The sequence below is a fragment of the Sporosarcina sp. G11-34 genome (assembly GCF_026931025.1).
Window position 1 is genome coordinate 88,944 of record NZ_JAHNZW010000006.1, and the last position, 13,286, is coordinate 102,229.

The window sequence follows — 13,286 nt, forward strand, 5'->3', positions numbered from 1 at the left end:
TTAATTCTCTCCTTCAGCTTGCTGCCTCTTCAGTTCCCCGATTGCGTGGCGAGCTGCTTCTTGCTCTGCTTCTTTTTTAGATTTCCCGCTTCCTTTTCCAAGCTGTTCATCCGAAAGTTGAACAACGGTCACGAATACTTTAGCATGCGCGGGACCTTTCTCTTCAATCACTTCGTATTGAAGTTGCCCACTATTTGTTTGTTGAACAATTTCTTGTAATCTACTTTTATAATCCATCACATGAGAAAAAGCACCGGATGTAATTTTCGGGAAAACGACACTTTCCAGAAATTTTGTGACAACTTCCATTCCTTGGTCAATATACAAGGCTCCTATGAACGCCTCAAATACGTCGGCTAGAAGAGCTGGACGCATCCTTCCACCAGTTTGCTCTTCCCCTTTTCCAAGCAAAACATAATGACCAAAATCGAGTTCATCAGCAAATTTAACGAGCGCAGGTTCACAAACAATTGCTGCTCTAAGCTTTGTAAGTTCTCCTTCACTCATTCCCGGTTCCGTAGAATAAAGGAATCGGGATACGCCAAGTTCAAGGACTGCGTCTCCTAAAAATTCGAGTCTTTCGTTATCCGTAAAGTTTTTTCTTCGGTGCTCATTCACATATGATGAATGAGTGAATGCATTATAAAGCAACGAATTATCGTTAAATGTTATTTGAAGCTTTTGTTGCAGTTCACTAAATCGATTCCGTGCTGCTTGCGGAAGTGTTGCTTTTGTCTGTTTTCCTATGTTGCGTTTACTGTTCATCGAAATCCTGCCTTTCAATACATAATCCCTTTAATTTTAACCTTTCAAATGGATTAGTGCAAAAATGAAAAGAGACGCCTTGCATTCTTTCGTAAAGAAAGGAGGCAAGGGTCTCAATCAAAAGATAACTTAGTTTACTTTCGTTTCGATATAAGTAACTGTGTCACCGACAGTCGCAATCTTTTCTGCATCGTCATCGGAAATTTCCATATCGAATTCATCTTCTAATTCCATTACAAGTTCTACGACGTCTAGTGAGTCTGCGCCGAGATCATCACGGAAAGAAGCTTCCATTTTAATTTCGCTTTCATCGACACCAAGGCGATCGACGATTACTTTTGTTACACGTTCAAGTACTGTTGACAAATTTGTCACCTCCCCTCGATGGTTTACGCTAATTACAATACTACATGACCATCCCGCCGTCTACATGAATTGTTTGTCCCGTAATATAAGCGGCATCTTCCGAGAGCAGAAATAGCACAGTCCGCGCTACGTTTTCAGGACTTCCCAATTTTCCAAGCGGAATAGCAGAGAGCATTTGATTTTTCACATCTTCATTCATCGCATCGGTCATATCTGTAGTGATAAAGCCGGGCGCAACCGCATTTACATTAATATGTCTTGACGCAAGCTCTTTGGCAACTGTCTTTGTCAATCCAATGACCCCCGCTTTAGCTGCAACGTAATTCGCTTGTCCCGGATTACCCGAAACCCCAACGATTGACGCAACGTTGACGATTTTCCCCGCACGTTGCCTCATCATCTGGCGCGTCACGCCTTTTGTGCATAGAAAGACTCCTTTAAGGTTAATGTTAATCACATCGTCCCACTCGTCTTCTTTCATCCGCATAAGTAAATTATCTTTCGTAATGCCCGCATTATTTACTAGTATATCAATCGAACCAAATAATTCGATTGTCTGATCCACCATGTTTTTCACACTATCGGGATTAGATACATCCGCTTGAATAGCAAACGCTTCCCCGCCAGCGTCGGTAATAATTTGTACCACTTCGTCCGCTTTATCTTTGCTACCACTATAATTGACAGCAACACGCGCACCTTCTTTTGCAAGTTGCAATGCAATTTCGCGGCCAATCCCACGGGATGCACCTGTGACGATTGCTGATTTACCTTCAAATCTACTCATTACGACCACCCTTTCGAAGCTTCAATAACTTCTTCTAGCGTCAATTTGTCATAGACTGGAAATACTTTTGCTTCACGGTCGATTTTCCTAACAAGTCCGCTTAGCACTTTTCCAGGACCACATTCGATAAAATGTGTAACTCCTTGTTCAATTAACATACGAACGGAATCTTCCCATAACACGGGAGAATATAATTGTTCAACAAGTAACTCTTTGATGTCCGCACTATTTTTCACAACTGAAGCATTGACGTTTGCCACGACGGGAATTGTAGCGTCATCCATTTGAATGCCGTCAAGGGCAGCTCGAAGTTGTTCTGCGGCCGGTTTCATAAGTGATGAATGAAAAGGTCCACTAACGTCAAGGGGTATTGCGCGTCGCGCACCTACTTCTTTCAATTGAATACAGGCCTTTTCGACGCCTTCTTTCGTACCGGAAATAACAATTTGACCAGGACAATTTAAATTCGCGGGTTGCACTGAATGGCCATCCGCGGTAATCGCGTCCGTTACCGTTTTGACTTGTTCGCCATCGAGGCCGAGTATTGCAGCCATTGCACCTTCTCCCGCCGGAACCGCATCGTTCATATACAGACCACGCTTATGCACAGCCGATACGCCATCTTCAAATGACATGACACCCGAAGCAACGAGTGCAGTGTATTCGCCTAAGCTATGACCTGCTGTAAAATCCGGAGTAATTCCTCCTTCAATCAGCTTAGACGCAATCATTGATCCAACTGTCAGGAGTGATGGTTGCGCATTATATGTAACTGTCAATTCTTCTTGTGGACCTTCTAGAATTAATGAGCTTAGCTGAAATCCAAGAACACGATCCGCATCCTGAAAATATTGCATGCTCCGTTCATCCATATCTACAAGTTCTTTTCCCATTCCAACTGATTGTGAGCCTTGTCCCGGGAATATAAATGCAACTTTCGTCATTCTACTTGCCCCTTTCTAATCGTTTCACGAATTGTACCGCACACATCATATGTAACCATTGTACGTGCTTGTCGAATGGCATTAAATACCGCATTGGCATTTGAAGATCCATGCGCTTTTATAACAGGAGAATTCAATCCAAATAATCCCGCACCGCCATACTCCGTGTAATCCATTTTCTTTTTAAGTCCGTGCAAATCATTTTTTACAAGTGCCGCAGAAATTTTCGATTTCACGGAAGAACTATATACTTCTTTTAACATGGAGAAAAAGCCGAGCGCTGTTCCTTCAAGCGTCTTTAACACCATATTCCCTGTAAAACCGTCCGTTACGACGACATCGGCAATTCCCATGAGTAGATCTCTCGCTTCGACATTACCGATAAAATTAATTGGTTCCTCGGAAAGAAGTCCATAAGCCGCTTTTGTCAATTCATTTCCTTTACCTTCTTCGGTTCCAATATTCAACAAACCAACCCGTGGTTGTTCTATGCCACGAACTTTTTCCGCGTAAATACTACCCATAACTGCGTATTGCGCAAGATGTGATGGTTTCGCATCTGAATTTGCACCAAGGTCAAGCATAACAAACCCTTTACCGTCAATCGTAGGTAATGTCGGCGCAAGAGCTGGACGTTCAATTCCATCGATTCGGTTTACAATAAACAAACCTGCCGCCATAAGTGCACCTGTATTTCCCGCTGACACACACGCCACAGCTTCGTTGTCTTTAACAGCTTGTGCCATCCTGACCATTGAAGCATCTTTTTTCCTACGTATCGCACGCACGGGTTCATCGTCTGCTTCGATTCTTTCCGTACAATGAATTACTTTCAAACGTGGATGATCTTTCAAAAAAGGCTCCATTACTTTTTCGTCACCATAAATATGTATATGTATATCATCGAATGCAGCAAGGCTCTTTAGGGCTCCCGTGATGATTTCTCCCGGTGCATGATCGCCGCCCATTCCGTCGACTGCTATAATCATTTGGCTTCCTCCTGCTTTTCATCCGTCATTCGGTACATGTAAAACTCACCTGTAAATACCGTCTCGTCACCAACCGTTGAAGTGACTTCAACAAGCGTTCGTTTCTCCATTAAACTTGCCTTTTTTACGTTTGCACGTGCAACTACTCGATCTCCAGCTTTAACCGGCATTAAAAAATGAATCGTCGACTTCACGGTTAAGGCCAGATCGTCGTCCATTACGGCTACGGCGAGTGAATTTGCTTGAGCAAAAAGATGATGCCCACGTGCGATTCCATTTCGCTGAAATACATGATCTTCAGTTACGTCGAATATCGACAATGCCCTGTCATCTAATTTTATATCAACGATGTCGCCGATTACTTCATCAGTATGCAATGATTTTACTTCGCCGGTCATTGTTCGGGAAGCAACATTTTTTAAGCGTTCGCGAAGTTCCGGGATTCCACATTCAAGTCGGTCCAATCGGATTGTTTGGACACTCACTTGAAAATGCCCCGACAGCACTTCATCTGTGAGAAACGGATTCTCTTCAAGCAACTTACCGAGCAACCGCTGTCTTTCTTTCTTAGGCTTACGCAATAGTTTCACCTTCCAGATTAGCACTTGGTACTAACATCAGTATATAAAGATAAAAAAAAGAAAGCAAGCAAGAAATGTAGAAGTTTTTTGTATAAGCCCACGGAAAAAATAAAAAAGACCTGGAAAGCACTGTTTAGCTTTTCAGGTCCCCATTCTATCAATCAATTCTGTCTTTACTTAGTGCGCCAGATTCTTCGAGTTGGTTTCTAAGAACTTCATACTCTTCGTCTTCCCAAAAGCTATTGGATTCGAGAAACCTCTCCGCATCTTTCCTTGCTGTTTCCAAAGCTCGGTAATCATGAACTAAATCTGCCATTTTGAATTCAGGCATTCCACTTTGTTTTTTTCCGAAAAAGTCACCAGCACCTCTTAGTTCAAGGTCCTTTTCCGCAAGTATAAACCCGTCATTCGTTTCTGTCATCGATTGCATTCGTTCTTTTCCTTCTTCCGTCTTCGGATCAGCAAGTAGAATACAATAAGACTGCTTAGCGCCCCTACCAACTCTACCTCTAAGTTGATGAAGCTGTGAGAGTCCGAACCGGCCCGCATCGTAAATGAGCATGAATGTAGCATTGGGAACGTTCACGCCAACTTCAACAACGGTCGTCGACACAAGAACATCAATCGTACCTTCACTAAATTCACGCATGATAGCCTCTTTGTCGTCCGCATGTAGCCTTCCATGCATTAGGCCAACTGTATGGCGTCCGCTAAAATGAACCGTTAATTGGCTATGTACATCCACCGCGTTTTGCACATCTAATTTGTCGGATTCCTCAATTAATGGACAAATAACATACGCTTGTTGTCCATTATTCAATTCCTTCTCCATTTTTTGCAAGATTGGAAGCAGGGAATCTTCTTTCATCCAATGCGTTTCAATCTCTTTCCTTCCAGCGGGTAATTCATCAAGTACCGATACATCCATTTCGCCAAATGCGGTAATCGCAAGCGTTCGTGGAATCGGAGTTGCTGTCATGAATAGCACGTTCGGATTGAGCCCTTTATCGCGCAAAATACGGCGCTGTTCAACGCCGAATCTATGTTGTTCATCCGTTATGACAAGGCCCGGATTTTTAAAAAGGACATCCGGCTGAATGAGTGCGTGCGTTCCAATAAGTAAATCGATTTCACCCGATTCCAACTTTTCAAGAAGGTTTCTTCTCGCTTTTACTTTCGTGGATCCCGCAAGAAAAGCGACTGTTACATCGAAAGGCTCGAGCCACTCTGCCAGTGATGCCGCATGTTGCTCGGCAAGAATTTCTGTTGGTGCCATAAGCGCGCCTTGGAAGCCCGCCGTAATCGATGCATAAAGTGCAATCGCTGCAACAACCGTTTTTCCTGAGCCAACATCTCCTTGAAGAAGTCGGTTCATTCGCATTGGACTTTTTAGTTCCGCGCATAATTCATTGACGACACGTTTTTGGGCGCTTGTTAATTCGAATGGTAAAGAAGCGATAAAGTTTTTCACTTTTGCAAGATCATAATGAATAACCATGCCTTTCTCGGCTTCTTTTCGAATTTTCTTCATCCCTTGCATCTTGAGTTGGAACAATAAAAGCTCTTCGTAAACAAATCGTCTTCTTGCATGTTTCACGTCTTCGGGGCTTTTCGGGAAGTGGACCATCTCCATAGCAGCACCTATCGTTGGAAGCCTGTACGCTTGTAAGATGTCGGCTGGAAGCGATTCGATATGCTCTCCATTCACATAGTCCAAAGCATTTCTCATAAGCCTGCGAAATGACTTTTGGTGCATAACAGTTTTCAAACTATAAACAGGCTCAAAATCCGCCTGATCCGTTTTTGGGCCATCAGAAAAATTACTAACGTTAATTAATTGCCTGCCACGGTCCCATTTTCCCGAAATCGTTACGATCATCCCCGGGGCTAGACGGTTTTTCAAGTAATGTTGGTTAAAGAAAACCGCCTTCACAAGATGTCGTCCAGTAAGTACACGGACTTGTAAACGGGAGCGATTCTTCCCCAAAAAAAGAATGGAAGGCTCACTTTCGACCTTTCCCTCAATCGTAACTTGCTCATTATGTGGTGTTTCCAATAAGTCTTTCAACCTGTAATCTTCATGACGGTATGGGAACATCATAACGAGATCATAGACAGAGATGATACCAAGTGCTTCAAGCTGCTGTCCCGTTGTCTTACCAATCCCTTTTATAGACGTTACTGGATCATGAATTGATGTGGACACTATCTACTTTTTCTCCACCAAATATTTGAGCTTCGAGTGCTTTTCCGGTCGGTGTCGCAGCTAGTCCACCTTTTCCGGTTTCTCGTAAAGCAGAAGGCATTGATAACCCGATTTTATACATCGCTTCAATTACTTCGTCCGTCGGTATGCGGCTTACAACACCTGCTAGAGCCATATCTGCACCTACTAGTGCTTTGGCAGCCCCCATTGCATTCCGTTTCACACAAGGAACTTCAACAAGTCCAGCAACTGGGTCACAGACGAGACCAAGCATATTTTTCATAACAATCGAGAACGCTTCCGCACTTTGTTGCGGTGTGCCACCAGCCATCTCTACAATCGCAGCCGCTGCCATCGAACCCGCGGAACCAGTTTCTGCCTGACACCCTCCAGCTGCACCTGAAATCGATGCATTATTTGCAACGACAAATCCAAATGCACCTGTTGTAAATAAGTAATTAATCATTTGCTCACGTGTTGGATTTAATTTATTTTTCACTGCAAACAATGTACCTGGTACAATACCAGCTGCTCCAGCTGTCGGTGTTGCACAAATTGTTCCCATCGCAGCGTTCACTTCATTTGTAGCGACCGCTTTACTAACAGCGTCCATAATGATGTCGCCAGAAAGTGATTTTCCTGTTTCCATATACTTTTGAATCAGAACCGCGTCTCCACCTGTCAAACCAGATGTAGAATGGACACCTTTTAATCCTTTTTCAACAGCCTCTTCCATAACCGTTAAGTTATTATCCATTTGAGCAATAATTTCTTCACGTGAACGTCTGGAAACAAGCATTTCCTGTTCTATCATAATTTCTGAAATTGGTTTACTTTGCGATTCAGCAAGTGCCACAAGCTCTTTTACGGAACTAAATAAAATTTTCATCGATTTTCCCCCTCAGTCTGCTACTGTTGAAACTTGAGTAATATGTGGTAAAGCTTTAAGTTCTTCGATAAGTGACTCATCTATTAGCTGATCTACTTCAATGACCATTAAAGCCATTTCACCTTTTTCTTTTCGACCAACTTCCATATGTGCAATATTAATGTCCCGATTAGCCAATGCATTGGAAACGCTTGCAATTAAACCTGCCCTGTCATCATGAACGACGAGAAGTGCTGGGTAGTGTCCTGAAAGTCGTAGTGAAAAACCATTCAAATCAACAACTTCCATTTTTCCTCCACCGATAGAAATACCTGTTAACTCCATAACGCTTTGGCTATCTCCAATTACCACGCGGGCCGTGTTCGGGTGATCCGCCTCTTCTTCTTCTGGAATAAACTCATAAGTCATTCCAACTTTATCCGCTTCGCTAAAAGCAGTTTTTATACGTTCATCAAAAGTATCGTAACCGAGTAATCCGCCTATAATTGCTACATCCGTACTATGACCTTTGTACGTTTCCGCAAAAGAGCCGTACAGATGGATACGAGCCCATTCTGGCTGTCTTCCAAACAGGTTGCGGGCAACTAATCCAATACGTGCAGCACCTGCTGTATGTGAAGATGAAGGCCCAATCATAACTGGACCGATTATATCGAATACTGAGCGAAATTTCATAATATTACCCTCCTTCTTAAGAATGGACATATATATGTTGAAATAAAGAATCCTATATAAACCCGCTTCGGTTACCTCTTGAAAGGCACCTTCGCTAAACTTTATACATATTCATCAATTCAACGTCTATAGTTTCATTTTACACGAAAAACGTCTTGGACACAAAAAACTCATATTTGAGCCTAAGTAAAATATAAAAAACAGTACGAAATTGATCTTCGCACTGTTTTTATATTTTACTTATTCAACCGCAATGATATATGGATATAATGGTTGCTTACCATCATAAAATTCAATGTCTACATGCTGAAAGTTTTCTTCAATATAACTTTCAAATTTACTAGCATCTTCTTTCGTTACATCTTCACCGTATAATATCGTAACAATTTCTGCATCTTCATCAATAATTGCCGATAAAATAGTTTTCATTACTTCCTCAAGAGAAGAGGCTGATGCTACAATTTTACCTTCCGAAATACCCATAAAATCATTTTTCTTTATTTCTATTCCGTCAATTGAAGTATCTCTGACGGCATTTGTTACTTGTCCAGTTTTGACATACGATGCTGCTTTTTTCATGGATTCAGCGTTCGCGCTTACTTTCGCTTCTGGATTAAAAGCAAGAATTGCAGCGAGACCTTCTGGAACGGTTTTTGTCGGTACGACAGCCGCTTCAATACCAATGATTTCTGCAGCTTGTTCCGCAGCCATAATAATATTTTTGTTGTTTGGTAAAATTAGAACGCGCTCAGCGCCTACCTTTTCAATCGCCTTAACAATATCTTCTGTTGAAGGATTCATCGTTTGACCGCCTTCAATGACAACGGAGGCTCCAACACTTTTTAATAGTTCGGCAATCCCTGAACCCATCGCAACGGTAACAATTGCATATGGATGTTTTTGTTTTTGCGTATGTACGTTATGATTTTCACCAACAATATCAAGATGCTGTTGACGCATATTTTCAATTTTTATATCGATAAGCGAACCAAATTTCTTACTAAATGTAAGAACATCTCCCGGTTCTTCCGAATGGATATGTACTTTCGCAACTTCATCATCTGAAATAACAAGAAGTGAATCTCCAAATCGGCTTAATTCTTGTCTGAAATCTGATTCGTTATACGGGTTATTCTCGAGTTTTCCAGCTTCAAATTTGACCATAAACTCCGTACAATATCCATAAATGATATCTGCGGTATTCATGAACCCTTGAATGCTTTTATGGTGTTCGGCATTTACAAGATCGTCCATTGAATGAGCATCTATCCTGTCAGGTAGTTCTTCGCCTTTCAAACACGCCAAAAAGCCCTCATACACGTAAACAAGACCTTGCCCGCCACTGTCAACGACTCCGACTTCTTTTAGCACTGCTAATAGGTCGGGTGTCCGCTCTAAAGAAGCTTTTGACTCTTCAACAATCGCTTCCAATACTTCGATAAAGTCAGTTGTCGTCGCCGCCACTTCTACACCAACATTTGCAGCATCTTTCGCGACGGTTAAGATCGTTCCTTCAACAGGTTTCATAACCGCTTTATATGCGGTTTCCACACCATACTTCAATGCCGCTGCAAAAGTAACACCATCGACTGACGATTCGTTTTCTATTGCTTTCCCAAATCCACGGAATAATTGCGATAGAATAACACCTGAATTTCCTCGTGCACCCATTAGTAAACCTTTTGATAGCGCTTGTGCGGTTTTTCCAATATGTGCTTGTGCGTGCGCTTCAACTTCTTTCGCACCTGATGTCATCGACAAATTCATATTCGTTCCCGTATCACCATCTGGAACAGGGAATACGTTCAAGGAATCGACATAATCGGCATTCTGATAAAGATGATGAGAACCAAGCTTCACCATCTCTGCAAACTTTAAACCATCTATAGACTTCATTACGTTTATTTCCTCCTTCTACAGGTTTGCCACACGGACTCCCTGGACAAAAATATTAACCGATTTTACAGACAGACCGACTGTCTTTTTTAATGTATATTTTACTTTTGATTGTACTTGATAAGCGACTTCCGAAATTTTTGTCCCATACCCGATCACGACATACATATCAATATGAGTATCTTCGCCAATGTTTCGTACGATAACACCTCGCGCAAAATTTTCTTTCCGGAGGATGTCAGTTAGCCCATCACGGATCTGATGCCTAGAAGCCATACCAACAATACCATAACATTCGATTGTCGCCTCCCCAACTACTTGGGCAATAACATCGTTCGTGATATCGATCTTGCCGTATTTATTCTTTACTTCGATTGACATGGTCGTATCCCTCCGTATCGTTTTTCACTCACCCTATTGTACTATATCCATTATCATAATAAAAGAAAGCATATCTTTTAATATATTCCTGTAAAGCATTTCTCCTTGAAAGGTTGTTCGAAAAAGGTTGCAACACATTATCTCATATGATACATTAGTAAAGTATGCGAATTATAAAGTGTATTATTAAATCTTCATTCGCAAGGAGGTAACATAAATGGCTAAAGAATGTGTTATTACAGGACGCAAAGCCCGTACAGGAAACGCTCGTTCACACGCTTTGAACTCGACTAGACGTACGTGGGGTGCGAACCTTCAAAAAGTCCGTATTCTTGTTAACGGAAAACCTAAAAGAGTTTGGGTTTCTGCAAGAGCTCTTAAATCAGGTAAAGTTCAACGAGTTTAATGGACGAAAAATAAAACGCCAAGCTGAAACTTCAGCTTGGCGTTTTTTCTTTCTTCCTTTTTGCACTCTTACTATTTTTCTTCGCCTTCGGTTCGTCTTCTTTTTGAAACACATATATACACTTTCGAACAAAACCGCTTACGAATTTCGGTAGTGTAAATGTATAAACTCGCAACTCCCCACTCCTTTCAAGCATCTGAACTCCTTACCATTAAGCATATGCCTTCACGGAAAGAGATAGTACAAACACCCGTAGCAAGTTCGTTGCTCGTAAACTTTGTCATACCTGTTTCTAAAGATTCCTCTGAAATTTCATACTTAAATCCGGCAAGCGAAAGTCCCCTCACCGATCCCCCAAAAGGAAAAAAAGATACGTATGGAAGTTGCTTCTCTTGTGTCAATTCATGAATACCGGGATTAAGCATCGTTAACTCATTTAACGGATTGCGAATTGCGAACTGTATATGTGGAAATTCCGTTTGAAACCGATACAAAAGATGGAGGACCGATTCGGCATGATCCAGTCTCCCCCCCGTTACTCCCGTCAAAATGATTTTTTCCGGATGATAGGTCATTGCACGCTCCACGGCAAGTTCCGTATCCGTTTCATTTTTTTCGGCACGAAATCGATCAACAATACGAACCGCTTCAATAATTGTTTTATATTCATTTTCCGAAACAGAATCGAAATCACCTACTGCTTCATGAGGGATAATCCCCATTTGCAACAAATGCAATGCCCCTCTATCAGCGCCGATAAATATCGTTTCACTCGTATGAAGCTTTTTAAGCTCGGCGATTTCCGCTGCCGGCCCACCGGCACAGATTATGACATTTTTCATTTACTAAGTGCACTTTCCCCAGCTTTTTTTATACGCTGCAAAGCCGCTGCACGGTCAACTTCATTGTATATAGCCGATCCCGCAACAAAAATAGTTGCACCCGCTTCTACACATGGAATGATTGTTTCCTCATTTATTCCTCCGTCGATTTCAATCTCAATCGGAAGATTACGCTCACGAATAATTTCTGACAGTTGTTTTATTTTAGGTATAACCGAATGAATAAACTTCTGTCCTCCAAAACCAGGATTGACCGTCATAAACAAGACAAGATCGATTTCATCAAGTACATGCATAATCGTTTCAATTGGTGTATGTGGATTAAGGACTACACCCGATTTTACACCCTTGGATTGAATAAACTGAAGTGTGCGATGTAAATGCTTGCAAGTTTCTACGTGAACAGTGATATAATCGGCTCCGGCATTTGCAAATTGCTCAATATACATGTCAGGATTCTCAATCATAAGGTGAACGTCAAGTGGCAATTTTGTAATAGGTCGAAGTGCTTCTACGACAATCGCACCCATTGTAATATTCGGTACAAAGTGGCCGTCCATTACATCGATGTGAATCAGTTCCGCCCCAGCTGCTTCCACTTCTTTTACTTCTTCTGCTAGTTTTGAAAAATCCGCTGCTAATATTGAAGGTGCTATTTTAATCATTTTTTTCATACCTCGGCTTTCGTTCAGTAATTTCTTGCAAAAAGTGCAAATAGTTCGTATAACGATGACGTAAAATCTCCCCGTCCTCCACTTTTTCTTTCACGGCACATTTAGGTTCTTTCAAGTGGAGACATCCACGAAATTTACACCCGGATGAAGCTTCATTCATCTCAATAAAATAATCGGCTAGTTCTTCTTTATCAATGTGATCGAATTCCAAAGAACTAAAACCTGGCGTATCCGCAACAAGACCACCCGCCACTTCAAGTAACTCCACATGGCGTGTTGTATGCTTTCCGCGTCCAAGTGCTGTTGATATTTCCCCGGTCTTTAGTCCAAGTGATGGGAGCACCGTGTTTAAAAGGGTCGATTTTCCGACACCGGATTGACCAGCTAATACAGTGGTCTTTTCTTTCATAATCGGACCAAGAATAGCAGGTAACTCTTCATCACCTATGAACGTATTAATTACTTTATATCCAATTTCTTCATAATACGTAGCAATTTCAACGACTTTCATAAGTTCTGTATCGGTTGCCAAATCTTTTTTTGTTAAACAAATAACCGGTTTTATCCCGAAGGATTCAATAACTACGAGAAATCGATCCAAAAGATGGTGGCTAAACGCCGGTTCAACGATTGAAAACACAAGCAATGCCTGGTCTACATTCGATATAGGAGGTCGGATAAGCTCGTTCTTTCTTTCATGGACAACTGTAATCGTCGCGTCATTCTCCCCGTCCGGCACATACGTTACAACATCACCAACAAGTGGATGTACTCCACGTTTTCTGAATACGCCTCGCCCTTTACATCTAATAATTTCCCCGTCATCTTCAACATAATAAAATCCACTAATGGCTTTTCTTATTTGTCCTTCTGGCATTCAATCCC

General features: G+C 41.8%; 16 protein-coding genes. 1 reads left to right on the top strand and 15 read right to left on the bottom strand.

Going from position 1 to position 13,286, the window contains the following annotated elements; all coding sequences use genetic code 11:
- The 11 genes from rnc to KSU66_RS10060 form a co-directional block, all read right to left on the bottom strand.
- A complete protein-coding gene (gene rnc, locus KSU66_RS10010; RefSeq protein ID WP_269051308.1) occupies positions 1 to 765 on the bottom strand; it encodes a ribonuclease III in 765 nt (254 codons plus the stop codon).
- A 129-nt stretch (positions 766 to 894) separates the two neighbouring features.
- Positions 895 to 1,131: an acyl carrier protein gene (locus KSU66_RS10015; RefSeq protein WP_269051309.1), complete on the bottom strand. Its 237-nt coding sequence runs from the start codon at positions 1,129 to 1,131 to the stop codon at positions 895 to 897.
- Between the two features lie 40 nt (positions 1,132 to 1,171).
- Positions 1,172 to 1,918, bottom strand: coding sequence for a 3-oxoacyl-[acyl-carrier-protein] reductase (gene fabG, locus KSU66_RS10020; protein WP_269051310.1), 747 nt, complete (start codon positions 1,916 to 1,918; stop codon positions 1,172 to 1,174).
- On the bottom strand, positions 1,918 to 2,862 hold the full coding sequence (gene fabD, locus KSU66_RS10025; RefSeq protein WP_269051311.1) for an ACP S-malonyltransferase: 945 nt from the start codon (positions 2,860 to 2,862) through the stop codon (positions 1,918 to 1,920). The genes fabG and fabD overlap by 1 nt, the downstream gene beginning before the upstream one ends.
- On the bottom strand, positions 2,859 to 3,851 hold the full coding sequence (gene plsX, locus KSU66_RS10030) for a phosphate acyltransferase PlsX (RefSeq protein ID WP_269051312.1): 993 nt from the start codon (positions 3,849 to 3,851) through the stop codon (positions 2,859 to 2,861). The genes fabD and plsX overlap by 4 nt, the downstream gene beginning before the upstream one ends.
- Complete coding sequence (gene fapR, locus KSU66_RS10035; protein ID WP_269051313.1) at positions 3,848 to 4,432, bottom strand: transcription factor FapR; 585 nt, start codon at positions 4,430 to 4,432, stop codon at positions 3,848 to 3,850. The genes plsX and fapR overlap by 4 nt, the downstream gene beginning before the upstream one ends.
- Positions 4,433 to 4,589: 157 nt before the next feature.
- Positions 4,590 to 6,638, bottom strand: coding sequence for an ATP-dependent DNA helicase RecG (recG, locus tag KSU66_RS10040; RefSeq protein ID WP_269051314.1), 2,049 nt, complete (start codon positions 6,636 to 6,638; stop codon positions 4,590 to 4,592).
- Positions 6,619 to 7,527, bottom strand: coding sequence for an L-serine ammonia-lyase, iron-sulfur-dependent, subunit alpha (gene sdaAA / locus KSU66_RS10045; protein ID WP_269051315.1), 909 nt, complete (start codon positions 7,525 to 7,527; stop codon positions 6,619 to 6,621). The genes recG and sdaAA overlap by 20 nt, the downstream gene beginning before the upstream one ends.
- Before the next feature lie 12 nt (positions 7,528 to 7,539).
- A complete protein-coding gene (sdaAB, locus tag KSU66_RS10050) occupies positions 7,540 to 8,202 on the bottom strand; it encodes an L-serine ammonia-lyase, iron-sulfur-dependent subunit beta (RefSeq protein ID WP_269051316.1) in 663 nt (220 codons plus the stop codon).
- A 240-nt stretch (positions 8,203 to 8,442) separates the two neighbouring features.
- The gene (locus KSU66_RS10055) at positions 8,443 to 10,098 is read right to left on the bottom strand and encodes a DAK2 domain-containing protein (RefSeq protein WP_269051317.1); all 1,656 of its coding nucleotides are present in this window, start codon (positions 10,096 to 10,098) and stop codon (positions 8,443 to 8,445) included.
- A gap of 18 nt (positions 10,099 to 10,116) precedes the next feature.
- On the bottom strand, positions 10,117 to 10,479 hold the full coding sequence (locus tag KSU66_RS10060) for an Asp23/Gls24 family envelope stress response protein (RefSeq protein ID WP_269051318.1): 363 nt from the start codon (positions 10,477 to 10,479) through the stop codon (positions 10,117 to 10,119).
- 217 nt (positions 10,480 to 10,696) lie between these two features.
- On the opposite strand from KSU66_RS10060, the gene rpmB reads away from it, so the two are divergent.
- The gene (gene rpmB, locus KSU66_RS10065) at positions 10,697 to 10,885 is read left to right on the top strand and encodes a 50S ribosomal protein L28 (RefSeq protein ID WP_269051319.1); all 189 of its coding nucleotides are present in this window, start codon (positions 10,697 to 10,699) and stop codon (positions 10,883 to 10,885) included.
- A gap of 31 nt (positions 10,886 to 10,916) precedes the next feature.
- On the opposite strand, the gene spoVM is transcribed toward rpmB, so the two are convergent.
- From spoVM to rsgA, 4 genes are read right to left on the bottom strand one after another with little or no spacing between them, the layout of a single operon-like run.
- Positions 10,917 to 11,060 carry a stage V sporulation protein SpoVM gene (gene spoVM, locus KSU66_RS10070; RefSeq protein WP_269051320.1) on the bottom strand — a complete coding sequence of 48 codons (144 nt, stop codon included), beginning with the start codon at positions 11,058 to 11,060 and terminating at the stop codon, positions 10,917 to 10,919.
- A gap of 13 nt (positions 11,061 to 11,073) precedes the next feature.
- Complete coding sequence (locus KSU66_RS10075; protein WP_269051321.1) at positions 11,074 to 11,727, bottom strand: thiamine diphosphokinase; 654 nt, start codon at positions 11,725 to 11,727, stop codon at positions 11,074 to 11,076.
- On the bottom strand, positions 11,724 to 12,392 hold the full coding sequence (rpe, locus tag KSU66_RS10080) for a ribulose-phosphate 3-epimerase (protein ID WP_269051504.1): 669 nt from the start codon (positions 12,390 to 12,392) through the stop codon (positions 11,724 to 11,726). The genes KSU66_RS10075 and rpe overlap by 4 nt, the downstream gene beginning before the upstream one ends.
- The gene (rsgA, locus tag KSU66_RS10085; RefSeq protein WP_269051322.1) at positions 12,385 to 13,278 is read right to left on the bottom strand and encodes a ribosome small subunit-dependent GTPase A; all 894 of its coding nucleotides are present in this window, start codon (positions 13,276 to 13,278) and stop codon (positions 12,385 to 12,387) included. Before rsgA ends, rpe begins: the two co-directional genes overlap by 8 nt.
- Positions 13,279 to 13,286: the final 8 nt, after the last annotated feature.